Source organism: Streptomyces sp. NPDC005263 (genome assembly GCF_042872365.1).
GTDB lineage: Bacteria > Actinomycetota > Actinomycetes > Streptomycetales > Streptomycetaceae > Streptomyces.
The window spans coordinates 118,203-132,625 of the sequence record NZ_JBIAKJ010000013.1 but is presented as its reverse complement, the minus strand read 5'-3'; the positions used below and the strand labels follow the sequence as shown (position 1 = coordinate 132,625).

Sequence of the window (14,423 nt, the reverse complement as noted above, 5' to 3'; positions counted from 1 at the left end):
GTGGCCGCGGAGCCTTTGACGACCCGACGAAGACGGCGTCCGGTCGCGGCGAGCAGCCTGGGATGGCGCCCGGGAGTTCCCCCGGGCGGTGCGATCCCGACATCGGAGGGCTCACCATGAACGGTCCGACCCCCGCCGCCGCGCGGCGTGAACGTATTCTGCGGGAGGCGGTGCGGCAGGGACTGCTGGACCCGGAGCAGTCGCTGCTGGTCGCCTTCGTCGACCTCGACGGCGTCACCGCGACCGTCGATAGTCTGCACCGCGCCTTCCGCCGTGTCCTTCCCGCGCCGGGCTCCGTCCTGCACGCCTTCGCCGCCAAGGCGAACTGCCTGGTGCCCGTCCTCACGGAGCTGGAACGCGAGGGCATGGGCTGTGAGGTCGCCACCGCGGGCGAGCTGGCCCGGGCGCTGGCCGCGGGTTTCCCGCCGGAGCGGATCGTCTTCGACTCGCCGGCCAAGACCCGTGCGGAGCTCGACCGCGCGCTGGCCCTGGGGGTGGCCGTCAACGCGGACAACTTCCAGGAACTGGCGAGGATCGACCGGGCACTGGCCGGCCGCCGCCCCGCGTCGAACATCGGGGTGCGTGTCAACTCCCAGGTCGGGGGCGGCGCCATCGCCGCGATGAGCACCGCCACCGCCACCTCGAAGTTCGGTGTTCCGCTGTCGGATCCGGGCACCCGACGGCAGTTGCTGCAAGCGTTCAGGGACCATCCGTGGCTGACATGGGTCCACACGCACGCCGGATCACAGGGCTGCCCGCTCGACCTGATGGCCCGTGGGGTGGCGCAGGCGGTGGAGTTCGCCGAGGAGGTCAACGCCTCTCTCGGTGAACGCCGGGTGGTCGGCATCGACATCGGCGGGGGGCTGCCCGTCAACTTCGCCGACGACGGTGTCGATCCGACCTTCGACACGTACGTCGAGTACCTGGGCGTACACGCCCCGGCCCTCTTCGAGCGCGGGTACCAGGTCGTCACCGAGTTCGGACGCTCCGTCCTCGCGAAGAACGGATTCATGGCGGCGTACGTCGAGTACACCAAGAGCGCGGGCGGCCGGCCGATCGCCGTCACCCACGCCGGTGTACAGGTCGCCACGCGGACCGTGTTCGGCCCCGACGCCTGGCCGGTACGGATCGAGGCACACGACGCGGGCGGCGCGGCCAAGCGGGGTCGGCCCGTTCGCCAGGACGTCGCGGGTCCGGCCTGCTTCGCCGGCGACCTGCTGGCCCGCGACCGCGCGCTGCCGCCGCTGGAACCCGGCGACATCGTCGTCGTCCCGGACACCGGCGCCTACTACTTCTCGACGCCGTTCCACTACAACAGCCTGCCGGAACCGGCCGTGCACGGTGTCCGGACCGGCGAGGACGGGCGGATCGCGTTCACGTTGCTGCGTCCCGCACAGGACCCGTGGGCCCTGCCGGACCACGACCAGCGGGCCACCGTGTTCCGGCGCCCGGTGGACGTCGTCGAGCGTGCGGCCCGGTAAGGAGCACCGAGGTGTTACATCCCGATCGTCAGCGGTCCGACCGGGACGGACCGCTGCTCACCCAGCGCGCCGCGATCGTGTTCCTGCTGGCGGCACTCGTCGGCATCGGCGCCACCGTCCTGGCGGCTCTCGGCGGCAACGCGTGGCCCGTCGCGGTGAGCGTCGGCGGCGGCGCGGCGGCCACGGCCGTTCTGTTCTTCAGGGAGATCATCGGCTAGTGGAACGGCTGACAGAACTCCGTCAGGTCTGGGAGGGGGCCGCCCGACCCGCGGTCCGCAGGGGCCGGGCGGGGTCCCACCGGCCGGGAGGCCTACGGCCGCAGCGCCCGCAGCAGCAGGTCCGCGAGGTGGTCGGCGACCTCCTGCGGGCTCATCGAGCCGTCGGGGCGGTACCAGGTGGAGAGGTGGTGGACGGAGCCGAAGTGGTAGTCGACCACCAGGTCCGCCGGGGTCGCCCTGGAGAAGACGCCCGCCTGCTGGCCCTCCTCGACGAGCGCGCGGAAGCGTTCGTGGTAGCGCCGGCGCTCGGCCCGTACCTGCTTGTTCTTCTCGGGGCTCAGGTGGTGCATCGAGCGGAAGAAGATCATCGCGTCGTCGAGGTTGTCGATGGTCGTGACGACGACGTCGGCCGCCGCGCCCCGCAGCCGCTTCTCGATCGGCTCGTCGGCGCCCGCGAAGGCGTCGAGTCTCTCCTGCTGGACGCGCAGCACGCGCGCGTACACCTCGTGCAGCAGGTCGTCCTTGGAGCCGAAGTAGTGGTACAGCGCTCCCTTGGTGACGCCGGCCGCCTCGACGATCTCCTGCACCGAGGTGCGGTCGTAGCCCTGCTCGGCGAAGAGCCGGGTGGCGGCGGCCAGCAGCCGCTGCGGCACGGGGATCCCGTCACCGTCCGTCGTCCTGGGCACTGCCGCCACCTGCCTTCCGGGTAATGTTCTTCGGCTGCCGCTTCTAGCCCTGCGGGCGGGAACGCAGTTCCCGCCGGAGGATCTTCCCACTCGCCGTCTTCGGCAGGTCGGGCAGGATCTCCACCTGACGCGGGTATTTGTAAGCGGCCAGTCTCTCCTTGCAGTACGCGGCGAGCGCACCGGGGTCCGTCTCGGCACCCGGACGCAGACTGATGTACGCCTTGACGGTCTCCCCGCGGTACCCGTCGGCCACCCCGACGACGGCCGCCTCGCGCACCGCGGGGTGCGTGTACAGGACGTCCTCGACCTCTCGCGGCCACACCTTGAAGCCGGAGGCGTTGATCATGTCCTTCTTGCGGTCGACGACGTACAGCCAGCCCTGCGGGTCCATGAAGCCTATGTCGCCGGTGCGCAGCTCGCCGCCGGGGAAGGTCTCGGCGGTGGCGTCCGGGCGCCGCCAGTATCCGGGCACGACCTGCGGCCCCCGTACGACGATCTCGCCCTGTTCCCCGAAGGGCACCTCCGCGCCCTGGTCGTCGACGATCCGGACGACCGTGTCGGGGCCGGGCACGCCCACCGCCAGCGTCCCGGAGACCGGGTCGACCGGGGCCTCGAGGGTGGGCGGCACGGACGCGCAGGGCGCGCTGCACTCGGTGAGCCCGTACCCGTTGCGGATGTACGGCCCGAAGCCGGCCCGGAACTTCTCCACCAGGGCGGGCGGCAGCGGGGCGCCGCCGGAGGAGATGGTGACGAAGGACGAGAAGTGGTCCGGAGTGACGTCGGGGTGGGCGGCCAGGGCCATGAAGGCGGTCGACGGGCCGACCGTGTAGTGCGGCCGGTGCTCGGCGAACGCGTCGAGCACGACCCCGGACTCGAAACGGTAGGCCAGCACCAGGGTGCCCGCGCTGTCGAGGCACGCCCCGAACTGGCAGACCATCCCGGTGATGTGGAACAGGGGCGCCATCGCGAAGTAGACGGGTGCCTCGGGCAGACCCAGGCCCGTCCGCTGCCGCTCGGCGTTGTACATGAGGTTGGCGTGCGTGTTGGTGGCGCCCTTGGGGGTGCCGCTGGTGCCGGAGGTGTAGCTGATCAGCGCGATGCCGGACGGAGCCGGGTCACGGTTCTCGGGTGCCTTGTGCCCCGCCCGGGCCACCTCCGTGAGGTCGTCGGCGTCGTCGGCCTGCGGCAGCCGTTCGAAGGTCAGGACGCGCGCGTCCTGGCGGGTCTGGAAGTCCAGCTCACATGCGGTGAGCGCGATCCGTACCGGCGAGTCGGCGGCGGCGTCACGCAGATACGCGTCCCAGGCGCGGTCGGAGCAGATCAGCGCGGCCACCTCACCGTCGTGCAGGACGTGGCCGACCTCCCCCGACTTGTACATCGGGTTGACGGGCACCACGGTGGCGCCCGCCTTCCAGGCGCCGAGCACCGCGAGCACGAAGTGCGGGGAGTTCTGCAGCAGGACGGCGACCCGGTCGCCGCGCTGCAGGCCGCGGGCGGCGAGGTGACCGGCGACCGAGTCGCTCAGTTCGTCGACCTCGCGGTAGGTCAGGCGGCCGTCGAAGTAGGCGAGGAAGGTGCGGTCCGGGGTCTCGGCGACGGCCCGGCGCAGGGCGTGCACGAAGGAGTCGGCGGGGTCGACGGGGGCACGCTGGGCGTCGTTGAGCAGGCCGAGCCAGGGCTTGGCTGCGTAGCGGGAGTCGGTCACCGGGTCGTCTCCCACTTCTGCTGGATGTGGTTCATGTTCGTCAGCCAGCGGTCCGGATCGGCGGCCCTGGCCTGGTAGTAGCCGCCGACCTCGGGGTGCGGCAGGATCAGGAAACGGTCCTCCTCGATTCCCTTGAACAGGGCGTCCGCCACCTCCTCGGGGGTGATCGCGGTCTGCTGGAGGACCAGGGCACCCGCGCTGCCGGTGGCGGCCAGCATGTCGGTGCGCACGCCCTGCGGACAGATCGCGTGGACCTTCACCCCGCGGTGCCGGTACGTCAGCGACAGCCACTCGGCGAAGGCGTACGCGCCGTGCTTGGTGACGCTGTAGGAGGGTGCGCCGATCATCGTCAGCAGCCCGGCGGCGGACACGGTGGACACGAAGCGGCCGCTGCCGCGCTCCAGCCAGGCCGGAAGCAGCTCCTCGGCGGCACGCACATGGGCCATGACGTTGACGTCCCAGGCCACCGCCCAGGACTTCTCGTCGGCCGACAGTCCCTCGGCCCCGTCCTCGAAGGCGACACCGGCGTTGGCGCAGTACACGTCGACCGTCCCGCCGAGCGCGTCCCGGGCGTCGGACACGATCGCGGAGGCGTCGCCGGGTACCGCGACACCACCGATCTGGGCGGCGACCGCCTCGGCCCGCTCGGCGTCCAGGTCGTTCACGACGACCCGGGCCCCTTCGGCGGCGAACCGCCGGGCAAGGGCGGCACCGATCCCACCCCCGGCCCCCGTGACAACCACACCGGCACCCTGAACGGCTTCCACCATCGGTCTCCTTCGACGCGACGCGACACGGCTCTGCCCCCGCGGCGTACAGACTAACCGGTCGGTATGTTCGAAGGAAGGGTGACTGGAGCAAGTCAGGGGCGCGGGGAACTGCGCGACCAGCCACATCCGGCCCGCAGCCTCATCACATCCGGCGGAAGCACATAACGTGCCCATGCCGACGCCCCCGTCCAAGGAGGTCACATGCACCTACCCAGACGAACCCTGCTCGCAGCATCCACCGCAGCCGTATCAATCACCGGCGCACCCCCGGCCTCCGCGGCCCGCCGCAGGCGAACCGGCTTCGAGAACCTCGCGGCGACCGGTTACGCCTCCCTGCGGGGGCAGCGCGTCGGAATCGTCACCAACCCCACCGGCGTCACCCGCGACGTCCGCCACATCGTGGACGTCATGCACGCGGATCCCCGCGTCGAACTGACGGCGGTCTTCGGCCCCGAGCACGGCTTCCGCGGCACCGCCCAGGCGGGCGGCTCCGAGGGCCGCTACGACGACCCGGCGACCGGCCTGCCCGTCTACGACACGTACCTCAAGACCGGCCAGGCCCTCGCCGACATCTTCACAGCGTCCGGCGTGGACACCGTCGTCTTCGACATCCAGGACGTGGGGGCGCGCTTCTACACGTACATCTGGACGCTGTACGACTGCATGGAGGCGGCGCGGCTCGCGGGCAGCCGGTTCGTGGTCCTGGACCGGCCCAATCCGGTGACCGGGCGGGCCGCCCTGGGGCCGGTGCTGCACCGGGAGTTCGCGACCTTCGTCGGTCGGCAGCCGATCTCCCAGGCGCACGGGATGACCGTCGCGGAGCTGGCGCGACTGTTCAACGGAGAGTTCCTGAGCGCGCCGGTGGAGCTGGACACCGTACTGATGAGCGGGTGGCAACGGTCCCAGTGGTACGACGCCTGGGGACTGCCCTGGGTGCCGCCGAGCCCGAACATGCCGACGCCCGACACCGCCCTCGTCTACTCGGGGACCTGTCTGTTCGAGGGGACGAACCTGTCGGAGGGACGCGGGACGACCCGGCCGTTCGAACTCCTTGGCGCGGAGGGCGTGGACGGGAGATGGGCCGCCGCGGTGAGTGAACTCCGGCTGCCCGGGGCGCACTTCAGGGAGGCGTACTTCGCGCCCACGTTCTCCAAGTTCCAGGGGAAGACGATCGGCGGCGTGCAGATCCATGTGCACGACCGGAACGTCTACGACCCGGTACGTGCCGGGATCGCGCTCCTGGTGACGGCGAAGAAGGTGTGGACCGGCTTCGCCTGGCGCCCGGACAACTGGATCGACAAGCTCACGGGCTCCACGCTGGTGCGCACGACGATCGACGCGGGCGCGGACACCGACGAGGTGGTGGCGGGCTGGGAACGGGAACTGGCGGCGTTCCGGCGGATGCGCGGGGAGTACCTCCTCTACCGCTGAGAACGCCGACGCGCCGGAGGTCGTCGGTGGTGACGGCGAGCCGGGTCCGCCGGCCCGCCGTCACTGCTGCCTCACCGGTGTGACGTGAACTCCACCACCTGCTGGAAGGTGGGCCGGTTCTGCCAGCTGATGTTGCCGTGCTTGATGCCGCCCAGGGTGCGCTGGACGATCGAGTCGGCGCACCACTGGTCGCCGGCCGAGCACAGGTCGTCGCCGGGGTAGACCTGCGCGGCGGTCTTGCCGGCCGCCTCCTTCAGGGTGCTGATCAGGACGTCCCGGCAGGCGCCGAGGCTGCCGCCGCCGCAGTACTTCTGGGCGAGCGGACCGCGCACCGACTCACCGAGCACCGCCCGGATGTCCTTGTCGACATAGCTCCACCAGCCGTACTGGAAGGAGCTGCCCGCGTGCGCGCCGGTCGGGCCGTGCGCGGCCGAGGGAGCCTCGTCGACGGGCAGGTTGGCGGTGAAGGCGGTGTACAGGTCGCTGCCGAGCCCCGGGGCGAACTCGGCCTTCACCAGCAGCGGCCACCAGGCGTCCAGGATGCGGATCGCGTCGGTGTCGGCGTACTTCTTCGAACCCGCCGACGTCTCGGTGCGTTTGGCGCCCGCCGTGAGCCACGCCTGCAGCTTGCTCACCGCCGCGGCGGCCGTCGAGTCGGTCACCGCGGAGCTGTTGACCACCTTGAGGAGGTCCGGCAGCACGTCCTCGGCCCGCAGGTCGGCCAGGGCCGCGTCCGCCATCGCCTTGGTCAGCGCGGCCCGGGTGACCCCGCCCGCGGCGACCAGCTTCTTCACCCGGTCGTCGAGGAGGTTGCCGCGGTGCACGGAGCCGTCGCCCCAGGAGGCGGTCGTGTAGTCCTTGGCCTGCTTGTTGTTCCAGGAGACGTAGTAGTCCTGGTCCGTCGAGTGGGGGTGGGCCGAGGCCGGGGTGTAGTCCGAGGTGTTGGTCGTCGGGTTCCAGTTGCGCCACTCGTACGCCGGCCGCGCCCAGACCGGGAACTCGGCGTCGACGCCAGTCGCCCGCACCGGGTTGTCGCCGCTGTTGTAGTAGGCGGTGTGCTCGGAGTCGGCGTAGAACCAGTTGAAGGTGTAGTTGATGTGCTGCACCGCGGACTGGAAGTCCGCCGGGCCCTTCACGTAGTCGGGGTCGTTCAGCATCTGGAAGCCGATGATCGAGTCGGCCTCGTGCAGGAAGGAGGAGCGCAGGGTGGTGTAGGCGACCTTCTTGCCGCCGACCGTCGCGCGGTACTCGACGGGGCCGTACTCGGTGCGCCACGCCCGCATCGTGTAGGAACCGGCCGCGGTGCCGTCCGCGGTGGTCGGCTTCCAGGCGTTCTTCTGCTCGACCTTCTCCATGGCCGTGCAGGTGCCGCGGTACAGGTAGTGGTAGTCGTCCTGGCACAGCTCGACGGCGTACGTGTCGATGATGTCCTGGCCGGAGGTGGTGGCACTCCACGCGTAGTCCTGGCCGCGACCGAGTTCCACGTACATGCTCAGGCCCGCGAAGGAGGCGCCGCGGGCGCTGAGGCCGGGGCCCTGGATCTCCTGGAGCATCAGCAGTTGGGGCGCGAAGTAACCGGTCTGCGGGCCGAAGACGGCGATCGGGTTGCCGCTCGCCGTGTGGTCGCCGCTCACCACGAGGGCGTTGGACATGCCCCGCCTGGCCGAGGTGACGGCCGTCTTCGCCGCGGTGGTGGAGGCACCGGTGGCCTTCGCCGTGGCCGCGCTGCCGGTGCGGTCGTAGACCAGCGGTTCCCGGGTCACCGAGCCGGCGTCGGGCAGGGCCTCGCCCTGGGCGTCGGCGGGCTTGGTGGCGTACGGGAAGCTGCCGTCCTTGACGGTGAGGACCGCCTCGGGGTCGTTGCGTTCACGGAAGGACTCCCAGACCTGGGTGCCCTGTTCCACGCCGTACTTCTGCTGGGCGGCGAGCAGCGATATCGCGTTGTTGACCTCGCCGCCGCCGCCGGAGCCGAAGAGCGAGCCGATGACGGAGGCCAGCGCGACCAGGTCGGTGGTCTTGAAGTGGTCGATCGTGCCGGCGTTGGTGATCGAGTCCTTGTGGCCGGTCAGGACGTACTCGCCGGGGAAGGTGCGGGCGCTGTCGGAGGCGTCGATGTAGGCGTTGATGCCGGCGACGTAGGCGTTGACGTCACCGAGGGCCTGTTGGCCCCGGTCACCGGCGGAGGCGACGGCGTTGTCGATCTGGGCCTGGAGATCGGCCTCGGTGTAGGGGGCGTTGCGCCAGAACTCCTGCTCCAGGCCCTGGTTGGACGGGGCGCCGCCCGCGAACCCGGTCAGCTGGCCGCGTCCGACGTGCCGGAAGACGTCCATGAGCCACAGCCGGTCCTGGGCCGCCGCGTAGCCGGCGCCGAACTCCGTGCCGTATCTGGTGGTACCGGTGATGTGCGGTACGCCCGTCTTCTTGTCACGGACGATCGTCACGTCACTGCGACCGGCGGGCTTGACCGTGGAGGCGACCTGGTCGGCGGGGACCCCGAAGGACGCGTCGTTGAAGAAGTTGTTGATCGTGGTGTTGGTGAGTGACGGGTACCCCTTGGCCAGGTTGGCGTACGGGGCGAGTTGGTCCTCGGCGTGCTCGGGCTGGCTGCCGAAGGCCTGGTTGAGCAGGATCTGCGCGAGGGTGGCGTTGCCGTTCTGACCCGGCGGCAGGATGTCGGAACACTGTCCGCCGCAGTGGTCGTTGGCGGCGGTCGCCTCGGCCGCCGGTGTCTGAGCGGCCGCCGCCGGGGCAAGCGGGGACAAGAGACCGGCAACCAGGACGCATACAGAAGCGGACTTCAGGAACCCGGGGAATCTGCCGGGAGTTCTCAGTCTGTGGAGGACGGTGTGTGGGATGCGCCGTGGCATGGCAGCTCCTACCGACGGGGGTGGGCCGGACGTTACCGCCGGTATCCCCGGGATTGAAGATGAACATGCGTCAAGTTTTGGAGTGGCGTCGGTCGGCTTATGGAGGCCATCGGAAATCAGATGGAGCCAAATCGCTTGTCGATACGTCTATTCGGCGACGTCCGTTGGACGACGCCGAAGTGACCGAAGTACAGGTGCAGGTGTGACGGAGGTGCAGGGCGATGGCCGGTTTCCGGAGTCTGGCGAGACAGGTGCGCGACCCCCGGTGCGATCTGGCGCTGCGGCGTTACTCGCTCCGCAAGTGCCTTGAGCGGTTCGCCCCTTACGGACACAGGGCGACCTGGGACCATTTGTGCTCCCGGGCCGGTTTCGGTCCGGAGGACCGCTCCCCCGACCCGGCGCGGCTCGTGGCCGCACTGGAGGAACTGGAGGAGGCGCGTTCGGTCTGGCTGGCCTACGAGGTCGAGTTCGCCGAGCGGCGCAAGAAGGAGAAGCACGACGGGCTGCGCAGGCCGGGCAGCGTGGACGACTGGCACCGGCTGACCTGGGGCGGGTTCGGAGTCGCCTGGTGCGACGACCCTCGGGTCCATCCCCATGAGCCGTTGGCGGAGGTACTGCGCCGCCTGATCTCCGCGCTGGAGCGGGAGCCGGGCGCCGAGTGTCCGGCGTGCGGCGGGGAACGCCTCGTCTGGAAGTACGAACTGGACCACGAACCCTCGACCGGCCCGGTCTGCGCGGGCTGCGGGATTCTCGTACCGCGACCCGTGCTCACGCCCGAGGCCCTGGCGGACGCCAGGCGCGGAAGGCTGCTGGTACCGGCCTGACCGAACCGACCAGAGCGATCCGAACGCGACCGGAGCGACCCGAACGCGACCAGAGTTACCTGAACGCGACCAGAGCGATTCAAGCGCGACCCAAACCACCCAAGCCGGAACGAAGCTGCCCGAGCCGCCGAAGCTACCTAGGAACCGTGCGTTGCGGGGGTGCGCCGGGGATGCCGCACCCTCGCTTGTTCCCTTGCGGCGGTCCAGTCGGCGCCCGGGCGGAACCGGATCCGGTGGTCCGGGCGGAGCGGATCCTGAGTTGGACCGCGCTTCCCGACCACGCTTCCGTCAACTGCCCAGTACGGGCGCGCGCGGCGGCGGCCGCCGTAGAGCGGGGTGCGAGGTCCGGCACGTGTCGCGGGCGTCGGCCTCAGCAGCAGCTCTCCGGGTCCCGTTCCCCCTGTTGGCGGCCGACGGGCGTGGGGCGGTCCTTGCCCCGCTCCACCAACAGCCGCGACCCCGCCTGCCGTTCGCCGAACACGTCGTCCGGGTTGGACAGGACGCAGCCCTCCAGGGAGAGGCAGCCGCAGCCGATGCAGTCGGTGAGGTGGTCGCGGAGGCGGTTGAGTTGTTTGATGCGTTCGTCGAGTTCGGAGCGCCAGGTCTCGGAGAGGTGGGCCCAGTCCTCGCGGGTCGGAGTGCGTTCCTCGGGGAGTTCGGCGAGCGCCTCGCGGATCGTCGCCAGCGGGATACCGACGCGTTGCGCGGCGCGGACGAAGGCGACCCGGCGCAACGCGTCACGCGAGTAGCGGCGCTGGTTGCCCGCGGTCCGGCGGCTGCTGATCAGGCCCTTGGACTCGTAGAAGTGCAGGGCGGAGACGGCGGCGCCGCTGCGTGCGGCGAGTTGACCGACCGTGAGCTCGTGGATCTTCTCAGGAATCTGGGGCACCCCTCGAACCCTACCCATCATTCGCCCACGAGGTCCGTTGACATGCGATGCTCGGACGACCATGCTAAGCAGTCGCTTAGACATCACACGAGAGGCCGGGACATGGCAGAGCCGAGGATCTTCACGTCCGCCGACGATCTGAAGGCGGCGGTGGGCGAGCAGCTCGGGCACACCGACTGGCTGGAGGTCGACCAGAAGCGGATCGACCTGTTCGCGGAGGCGACCGGTGACCACCAGTGGATCCACGTGGACCCGGAGCGGGCCGCCTCGGGACCCTTCGGGACCACCATCGCGCACGGCTATCTGACCCTGTCCCTGCTGCCCCTCTTCGGCCCCCAGCTGATCAAGGTCGAGGGCGTGAAGATGGGCGTCAACTACGGGACGAACAAGGTCCGTTTCCCCGCCCCGGTCCCGGTCGGCTCCCGCCTGCGCGCCACCGCCACGATCACCGACGTCACGGATGTGACCGGCGGTGTCCAGGTGACCGTCGCGTTCAGTGTGGAGCGCGAGGGTGGGGACAAGCCGGTGTGCGTCGCGGAGTCGGTGTCGCGCTACTACCTCTGACGCCGGGGACGCCCTACTTCGCCCCCACCATCCGCAGCACGAGGTCGGCGTACAGCGCGCCGACCTCCTCGGGTGTCCGGGAACCCGCGACGTTGAACCAGCGGGCCACGTCGACGCAGAGGGAGAGCACGGCGAGGGTGGTGCCGGGCACGTCGAGCACGTCGAACTCGCCCGTGGCCATGCCGTCCTCGAGGATCCCGCGCACCTCGGCGTCGCACTGGCGGCGCAGCGCGAGGATCTCGGCGCGGGCGTCCGGGCCGAGGGAGTCGAGTTCGTACTGCACGACCCGGGCGGTGGTACGACCGCCCGCGTGCCAGCGTACGAAGGAACTGACCGCGTCGGCGAGCCGCTCGGTCGCGCTGCCCTCCCCCCGGGCCGCCACCCGCAGGATGTCCACGGCCTTCGCGTGGCCGATCCTGCTGATGCGGTGGAGGAGTTCCTCCTTGGTCTTGTAGTGGATGTAGAGCGCGGCCGGGCTCATGCCGGCGCGGCCCGCGATGTCACGGGTCGTCGTGGCGTGGTAGCCGCGCTCGGCGAAGGCCTCCACCGCCGCGACGAGCAGCCGCCGAGCCGCGTCGGGCGTGACCTCGCCCCACGCCGACGCCTCGCCGTCGGCCGTCTCCTCCGCCGTACCCATCGCACGCTCCCTCTCCACTGACACGGCTCCCACCATACCGCCGAAGGTGAGCGAGCGCTTAGGGGTCTCTTCAAGGACCCCTGAGCGAGCTCAGAGCTTCTCGAAGGGGTGGTAGGAGAGTGTCGCCGCTTCCTGGCGGTCCCGGATGACCTTGGAGAGGGTGAACGCGGAGGTGACCAGGTACAGGACGGCGATCGCCAGGAACGCCCGGACCCAGGCGTCGGCGTTCAGCTTGAAGATGCCGATGGCGGTGGCCGCCATGGCGACGGAGAAGGACGCGACGGCCTGGCCGTAGAAGGCTGCCGTGTTCTGCTGCTTGCCCGGTGTGTCACTCATGGGAGAAAGAATCGGCGGACATGGCGCGTGTCACATCCGCCGAAGTACTCAGGGCGGTACTCAGACCACTCGCCGCCCGGCAGGCTCGCCCGCTGGGGCTCAGAACGCCGAAACCCCGGTCAGTGCCCGCCCGATGACCAGTTTCTGGATCTGGCTGGTGCCTTCGTAGAGGGTCATCACCCGGGCGTCGCGCAGCAGTTTGCCCGCCGGGTACTCGTCGATGTAGCCGTAGCCGCCGAAGACCTGGAGCGCGTTGTTGGCGGCGCGGACGGCCGCCTCCGAGGCGAACAACTTGGCCTTGGAGGACTCGACGGCGAAGGGCCGGCCGCGGTCGATCAGGTCGGCGACCCGCCAGGTGAGCAGCCGGGCCGCGTCCACGTCCACAGCGATGTCGCTGATCAGCTCCTGGATGAGCTGGTGATGGGCGATCGTCTTCCCGAACTGCTCGCGCTCGCCCGCGTACCGGACGGCCGCGTCGAGGGCGGCCTGGGCGATCCCCACGCAGCCCGCCGCGACCGACATCCGGCCCTTGGCCAGCGCCGACATGGCGACCGAGAAGCCCTTGCCCTCGGGGCCGAGCATCGCGGAGGCCGGGACGCGCACGCCCTCGAGGACCAGTTCCGCGGTCGCCTGGCCGCGCAGGCCGAGCTTGCCGTGGATGGTGCGGCGGGTCAGGCCGGGAGTGTCGGCCGGCACCAGGAAGGCGGACACTCCCCGGTGACCGGGGGCGTCGGTGGAGCGGGCGAAGAGCAGCACGACATCGGCCCAGGTGCCGTTGGTGATGAACGTCTTGGTGCCGTCGAGGACGTACTCCGCGCCGTCCCGGACCGCGCGGGTGGCGAGGTGGCCGGCGTCGGATCCGGTGCCCGGTTCGGTGAGGCCGAAGCAGCCGACGTACGCGCCGGAGGTGAGCCCGGGCAGCCACTGCCGCTTCTGCTCCTCGTCCCCCCAGGCGGCGATCGTCTTGGCGACCAGGCCGAGCGAGACGGACACGATCCCGCGCACGGACGAGTCCCCGCGGCCGAGCTCCTCCGTGACCAGGCAGTACGCGAGATGGTCGCCGCCCGAGCCGCCGTACTCCTCGTCGACGGTCAGACCGAGGAAACCGACCTCGCCGAGCTTCTTCACGATCGAGCGGTCGACTTCCTCGGCGCGGTCCCACGCGATGACGTGCGGGGCGATCTCACGCTCCACGAAGTCCCTCGCGAGCCGCCGCACGGCAGTCTGCTCCTCGCTGAGCTCCAGGTTCACGCCGAGCCACCCCACTTGAAGACCGTACATTTAAATTAGCACTGCTAGTTTTTGCTCGCAGCCCTACTATGTGCGCCATGGCCCGACCGCGCAAGCCCCTCCTCAGCACCGACCGGATCGTCCAGGCGGCCCGCGTGCTCGTGGACGCGGAGGGCCTCGCGGCCGTCTCCACGCGTCGGCTCGCCGCCGAACTGGGGGTCAGCGGGCCCTCGCTCTACAACCATTTCCGCACCAAGGACGAGATCCTGGAGGCGGTCGCCGACTCGGTGAGCGCCCAGGTCGACCTGTCGATGTTCGAGGACGGCCGGGACTGGCGGACCGCGCTGCACGACTGGGCCGTCTCCTACCGGGCCGCCCTGCGCGACCATCCGAACATCGTGCCCGTCCTGGCCCGCGGCCCGGGCCGCCGACCGGCGGGGCTGCGGGTCGCCGACGCCGTCTTCGGCGGGATGGTGGCGGCGGGCTGGCCTCCGGCGCAGGCCACGTCCATCGGCGCGCTGATGCGGTACTTCGTCATGGGCTCCGCGCTCGGCTCCTTCGCCGCCGGTTTCGTGGACGACGCCGACGCGTACGACCCCGCCGACTATCCGCACCTCGGCCAGGCCCACCTCCTCGCCGAGCAGCAGGAGAAGATCGACGAACGGGCCTTCGAGACCGGGTTGACCGTACTGCTGGACGGGCTCGCCCAGCAGTACGAGCAGGTCAGGCGGACGGCGTAGGCCGCGGCCGCGCAGCAGCAGCCGAGGGCTCCGGGCGTCCCACCC

14 protein-coding genes are annotated in these 14,423 nt (G+C 70.6%); 6 read left to right on the top strand and 8 right to left on the bottom strand.

Features of this window, described 5'->3' with window-relative positions:
• Nucleotides 1-116: 116 nt before the first annotated feature.
• Together ACFYRY_RS39020 and ACFYRY_RS39015 are read left to right on the top strand one after the other, a co-directional pair.
• Complete coding sequence (locus ACFYRY_RS39020) at nt 117-1,481, top strand: diaminopimelate decarboxylase (protein ID WP_389157026.1); 1,365 nt, start codon at nt 117-119, stop codon at nt 1,479-1,481.
• 11 nt (nt 1,482-1,492) lie between these two features.
• Nucleotides 1,493-1,699, top strand: coding sequence for a hypothetical protein (locus tag ACFYRY_RS39015; RefSeq protein ID WP_389157024.1), 207 nt, complete (start codon nt 1,493-1,495; stop codon nt 1,697-1,699).
• A 92-nt stretch (nt 1,700-1,791) separates the two neighbouring features.
• On the opposite strand, the gene ACFYRY_RS39010 is transcribed toward ACFYRY_RS39015, so the two are convergent.
• Genes ACFYRY_RS39010 through ACFYRY_RS39000 form a run of 3 tightly spaced genes read right to left on the bottom strand, consistent with a single transcriptional unit; the run spans nt 1,792 to nt 4,860 of the window.
• Entirely contained in the window at nt 1,792-2,385 is a 594-nt protein-coding gene (locus ACFYRY_RS39010) for a TetR/AcrR family transcriptional regulator (RefSeq protein ID WP_389157021.1), read from the bottom strand.
• A 43-nt stretch (nt 2,386-2,428) separates the two neighbouring features.
• Entirely contained in the window at nt 2,429-4,090 is a 1,662-nt protein-coding gene (locus tag ACFYRY_RS39005) for a class I adenylate-forming enzyme family protein (protein ID WP_389157019.1), read from the bottom strand.
• Nucleotides 4,087-4,860: an SDR family oxidoreductase gene (locus ACFYRY_RS39000; protein WP_389157017.1), complete on the bottom strand. Its 774-nt coding sequence runs from the start codon at nt 4,858-4,860 to the stop codon at nt 4,087-4,089. The genes ACFYRY_RS39005 and ACFYRY_RS39000 overlap by 4 nt, the downstream gene beginning before the upstream one ends.
• A 201-nt stretch (nt 4,861-5,061) precedes the next feature.
• On the opposite strand from ACFYRY_RS39000, the gene ACFYRY_RS38995 reads away from it, so the two are divergent.
• Complete coding sequence (locus tag ACFYRY_RS38995) at nt 5,062-6,291, top strand: exo-beta-N-acetylmuramidase NamZ domain-containing protein (RefSeq protein ID WP_389157014.1); 1,230 nt, start codon at nt 5,062-5,064, stop codon at nt 6,289-6,291.
• Between the two features lie 71 nt (nt 6,292-6,362).
• Here ACFYRY_RS38995 and ACFYRY_RS38990 read toward each other — a convergent pair whose 3' ends face one another.
• Nucleotides 6,363-9,158 (bottom strand): penicillin acylase family protein, encoded by a 2,796-nt coding sequence (locus tag ACFYRY_RS38990; protein ID WP_389157012.1) that lies wholly within the window; start codon nt 9,156-9,158, stop codon nt 6,363-6,365.
• 221 nt (nt 9,159-9,379) lie between these two features.
• Between ACFYRY_RS38990 and ACFYRY_RS38985 the strand changes: the two genes are divergently transcribed.
• The gene (locus ACFYRY_RS38985; RefSeq protein WP_389157009.1) at nt 9,380-9,982 is read left to right on the top strand and encodes a hypothetical protein; all 603 of its coding nucleotides are present in this window, start codon (nt 9,380-9,382) and stop codon (nt 9,980-9,982) included.
• 370 nt (nt 9,983-10,352) lie between these two features.
• On the opposite strand, the gene soxR is transcribed toward ACFYRY_RS38985, so the two are convergent.
• A complete protein-coding gene (gene soxR / locus ACFYRY_RS38980; RefSeq protein ID WP_389157007.1) occupies nt 10,353-10,871 on the bottom strand; it encodes a redox-sensitive transcriptional activator SoxR in 519 nt (172 codons plus the stop codon).
• 102 nt (nt 10,872-10,973) lie between these two features.
• Between soxR and ACFYRY_RS38975 the strand changes: the two genes are divergently transcribed.
• Nucleotides 10,974-11,435: a MaoC family dehydratase gene (locus ACFYRY_RS38975; RefSeq protein ID WP_389157004.1), complete on the top strand. Its 462-nt coding sequence runs from the start codon at nt 10,974-10,976 to the stop codon at nt 11,433-11,435.
• 13 nt (nt 11,436-11,448) lie between these two features.
• Here the strand turns inward: ACFYRY_RS38975 and ACFYRY_RS38970 are convergent, their stop codons facing one another.
• The 3 genes from ACFYRY_RS38970 to ACFYRY_RS38960 form a co-directional block, all read right to left on the bottom strand.
• Entirely contained in the window at nt 11,449-12,072 is a 624-nt protein-coding gene (locus tag ACFYRY_RS38970) for a TetR/AcrR family transcriptional regulator (protein WP_389157001.1), read from the bottom strand.
• Between the two features lie 90 nt (nt 12,073-12,162).
• Complete coding sequence (locus tag ACFYRY_RS38965; RefSeq protein ID WP_389156998.1) at nt 12,163-12,408, bottom strand: YiaA/YiaB family inner membrane protein; 246 nt, start codon at nt 12,406-12,408, stop codon at nt 12,163-12,165.
• A gap of 99 nt (nt 12,409-12,507) precedes the next feature.
• Complete coding sequence (locus ACFYRY_RS38960) at nt 12,508-13,659, bottom strand: acyl-CoA dehydrogenase family protein (protein ID WP_389157129.1); 1,152 nt, start codon at nt 13,657-13,659, stop codon at nt 12,508-12,510.
• Between the two features lie 77 nt (nt 13,660-13,736).
• Between ACFYRY_RS38960 and ACFYRY_RS38955 the strand changes: the two genes are divergently transcribed.
• The gene (locus tag ACFYRY_RS38955) at nt 13,737-14,378 is read left to right on the top strand and encodes a TetR/AcrR family transcriptional regulator (protein ID WP_389156995.1); all 642 of its coding nucleotides are present in this window, start codon (nt 13,737-13,739) and stop codon (nt 14,376-14,378) included.
• Nucleotides 14,379-14,423 lie beyond the last annotated feature (45 nt).